The 3347-nt window shown below is 57.9% G+C and carries 4 protein-coding genes; 3 read left to right on the top strand and 1 reads right to left on the bottom strand.

Annotated elements, in window-relative coordinates; genetic code table 11:
- Positions 1-251: 251 nt before the first annotated feature.
- Positions 252-1034 carry a hypothetical protein gene (locus B3520_RS13065; protein ID WP_286805053.1) on the top strand — a complete coding sequence of 261 codons (783 nt, stop codon included), beginning with the start codon at positions 252-254 and terminating at the stop codon, positions 1032-1034.
- A gap of 22 nt (positions 1035-1056) precedes the next feature.
- Here B3520_RS13065 and msrB read toward each other — a convergent pair whose 3' ends face one another.
- Positions 1057-1455, bottom strand: a complete 399-nt coding sequence (gene msrB, locus B3520_RS13060) for a peptide-methionine (R)-S-oxide reductase MsrB (RefSeq protein WP_286805054.1) — start codon at positions 1453-1455, stop codon at positions 1057-1059.
- Between the two features lie 112 nt (positions 1456-1567).
- Here msrB and B3520_RS13055 point away from each other — a divergent pair, with 112 nt between their 5' ends.
- Positions 1568-2782 carry a pyridoxal phosphate-dependent aminotransferase gene (locus tag B3520_RS13055; protein WP_024460649.1) on the top strand — a complete coding sequence of 405 codons (1215 nt, stop codon included), beginning with the start codon at positions 1568-1570 and terminating at the stop codon, positions 2780-2782.
- A 24-nt stretch (positions 2783-2806) separates the two neighbouring features.
- Positions 2807-3298: a hypothetical protein gene (locus tag B3520_RS13050; protein ID WP_286805057.1), complete on the top strand. Its 492-nt coding sequence runs from the start codon at positions 2807-2809 to the stop codon at positions 3296-3298.
- The last annotated feature ends 49 nt before the right edge of the window (positions 3299-3347 follow it).

Here is a 3347-nt window from a genome sequence, read left to right as displayed (position 1 = left end):
AGGCCTCTAGACGAAGGGGACCCGGACCTCCCTGAGCGCTGTATGCCGTGGCATTACCCTCAGAAAGTGGAGCGCATTCTAGGGAGCGGACCGGCACCTGTCAACACTTTTTTCGAATTATTCGACCGGGAAAACAACCACTTAGCGACGCCCCTCTTTCAGCCCTCCCGATCATTAGTGCTATACTGCCGTTTTTACGCCAAATTCCCCATTCGACCCGATAAACTTCGAATCAATAACAGCGGCGGCCTATGTCCTCTTTAATAATTGCCAGCATTATTTTCGCCTTGCTCATTGTGCTGGTGGGGTACGCCTTCATTGCCCAGACGCTGGAAAAACGCAAAAAACGACGCCAACGCCTACTGACTGCCCTCAAGCATCGTCAGCGCAATTTCAAATACATGGTTTCCGGGTTCCCCGAGGGCCTACTGACCAAAGACCTGACCCTGATCATTTATCGCGCCCTGCTCGATGCCTGCGAACAACTCAGCCGCCTGGAACCTCGGGAGCCGGGGCACATGGAGGACTTCACCTTCTACTCCGGCGAGCTCGAAGCGCTCAAACACCGCACCCCGTCCGAGCGCCCTCGTCCGGCCTCCGCTGAGCAAGCCGTCGAGATCAAGCGGCTTCTACAGGAGCTGTACCGCTTTATTGCCCACCAGACCGAACGCGGCAATATCGGTCAGGCTCAGGGACAAACCTATAAGGACCAGGTCAAGCGCCTGGCGCTGCTGGTCTCCGTGGATGCCCATGCGGTCTCCGCCCGACAGGCCCAGGCCGCCGGTAAACCCAGGTTGGCCATCCACTACTATAACCTTGCGCGCAAGATGCTGACCCAGGAAAAAGGCGGACAGGGCTTCCAGAAGCAACTGGCCCAGATCAACGGCATCATCAAGAAGCTGGAAAGTCAGTTGGAACAACAATCCGACGCCGGCGCCTCGCCCACCAAAGAAGGCCCCGCGCCGGAAGAAAAGAAAGAGTGGGAAGAGTTCGAACAGGAAAGCGACTGGAAAAAGAAACAGCTGTACGATTGATCCGCCCCTGCCCCATTTCAGATTATTGCCCCTCATCTAGCTTGATGGAGGCCGAATTGATGCAGTAGCGCAAACCCGTGGGCGCCGGGCCATCGGGGAACACGTGCCCCAAGTGACTCCCGCAGTTCTTACACATTACCTCGGTACGACGCATGCCGTGGCTGCCATCAAAAGCCTCCTCGATCACCTCTTCGGTTTTGGGCGCGTAGAAACTCGGCCAACCGCAATGGGCGTCAAATTTGGTATCTGAATCGAATAACGGCTCACCGCAAGCGCGACACCGATAGGTACCCTCCGTGAACACATCCCAGTACTCACCGGTAAACGGGGGCTCAGTGCCTTTTTCCCGACAGATTCTATATTGCTCCGGCGACAACTGCTCACGCCACTCGGCTTCGCTACGATTTTTCAGGTCACTCATGAAGACTGCTCCTTGACAGGGGCTGGGAAGAGACGGGATGATTCAGTCATAGTACGGTCTAAACCACCGTAGAGTTTACTTTTCACCCGCCCCCATGGACAAGATACTGTAGATGCGCACCGTCAATAAATCCACCAAGCTCGAAGGGGTCTGCTACGACATTCGCGGCCCGGTTCTCGAGCACGCCAACCGGCTGGAAGAAGAAGGCCACCGAATCCTCAAGCTGAACATCGGCAACCCGGCACCGTTCGGCTTTGCCGCGCCCGATGAAATCATCCAGGACGTCATCTACAACCTGCCCAATGCGGAAGGTTACACCGAATCCCGCGGGCTGTTCGCCGCGCGCAAGGCGATCATGCAGGAAAGCCAGCGGCTGGACATTCCCAACATCGATATCGACGACATTTTCCTGGGCAACGGCGTCAGCGAATTGATCGTGATGGCCATGCAGGCGTTGCTCAACAATGGTGATGAGGTACTCGTACCGGCCCCCGATTACCCGCTGTGGACCGCCGCCGTCAACCTGGCCGGTGGCAAAGCCGTGCACTACCTGTGCGATGAACAGTCCGACTGGTTCCCGGACGTCGCCGATATCGCCAGCAAGATTACCGACCGAACTCGCGGCATAGTGGTAATCAACCCCAACAACCCTACCGGGGCGGTGTACAGCCAGGACGTACTCGAGCAGATTGTGCAGCTCGCCCGGGAGCACAACCTGATCATTTACGCCGATGAAATCTACAGCAAGATTCTGTACGACGACGCCGAGTTCGTACCCTTGGCACGTTTGGCTCAGGATGTCTTGTGTGTGAGTTTTAACGGCCTGTCCAAATGTTATCGCCTGGCCGGTTTCCGCTCCGGCTGGATGACCGTCAGCGGTGCAAAGCACAAGGCCAAAGGGTATATCGAGGGCCTGGAGATGCTGTCCTCCATGCGCCTGTGCGCCAATGTGCCTGCCATGTACGCTGTGCAGACCGCACTGGGTGGCTACCAGAGCATCAACGAATTGATCATTCCGGGCGGGCGCCTGCGGGATCAGCGCGATGCGGCCATGAAGGCCATTGACGAAATTCCCGGTATGAGCTGCGTCAAGCCCAAGGGCGCGCTCTACCTGTTCCCGAAGCTGGACCTGAACCGCTACAAGATCAAGGACGACCAGCAGATGGTGCTGGACTTCCTGATTCAGGAGAAGGTGCTACTGGTTCAAGGCACGGCATTCAACTGGCCGGACCGGGACCACCTGCGCATTGTGTTCCTGCCCCGGGAGGACGATCTGACCAAGGCCATTCAGCGCCTGGGCCGATTTCTGGAACATTATTCTCAGTAGCACTCAGGGAAGGCAGCAGACGTTATGGCGGATATTCACATCGCGGACTTCTACAAAGATGCGGCGCGGATTCTGGTTCAGCTGTACAACCAGTTCCCTCGCCCGACCATGCTGTTTGTGGAAGACATTGCCGGGCCAGATACGCCGGATGAGTTTGGCCTGCACAGCCCACGCCACCAGAGCTGCCTGTCCACCATGCTCTGGCTGGCCCAGACCGGCTACCTGCGTTACGAAACGCTGGTGCGCCAGGAAGCCATTGATCAGGCGGTGTTGACCCAGCGAGGCTTCACCCTTTTGGCGAGCCCCCTGCCGGTACACGATGTGGTGGGCTTTGAGGCCCTGCCCCACGACTCGGACGCGCCCGACTCAGATACCAACCCCAGCGATGGTGTGCAGGCCGCGGCCCGCGCCGACAATGGGGTACAGTTATTGCGGGATGTGCTCAAGCACGGCTCGTCGACGGCGATTGAGCAGGTGATGCTGGAGTTGTTTCGGCAGTCGCGGCATCATCCGTAATGCGTTTTACGGCGGATGCGGCACGGTCGTCGTCGGTTACGGCGGATGC

This window comes from Marinimicrobium sp. UBA4509 (assembly GCF_002388575.1).
GTDB classification, from domain to species: domain Bacteria; phylum Pseudomonadota; class Gammaproteobacteria; order Pseudomonadales; family Cellvibrionaceae; genus Marinimicrobium; species Marinimicrobium koreense.
The sequence above is the reverse complement of the archived record's forward strand: the minus strand, read 5'-3'. Positions and strand labels throughout refer to the sequence as shown.

Bases quoted from the DNA above. Each gene is read 5' to 3' on its own strand.
- B3520_RS13065 (WP_286805053.1), top strand. From the start codon at position 252: ATGTCCTCTTTAATAATTGCCAGCATTATTTTCGCCTTGCTCATTGTG.
- B3520_RS13055 (WP_024460649.1), top strand. From the start codon at position 1,568: ATGCGCACCGTCAATAAATCCACCAAGCTCGAAGGGGTCTGCTACGAC.
- msrB (WP_286805054.1), bottom strand. From the start codon at position 1,455: ATGAGTGACCTGAAAAATCGTAGCGAAGCCGAGTGGCGTGAGCAGTTG.
- B3520_RS13050 (WP_286805057.1), top strand. From the start codon at position 2,807: ATGGCGGATATTCACATCGCGGACTTCTACAAAGATGCGGCGCGGATT.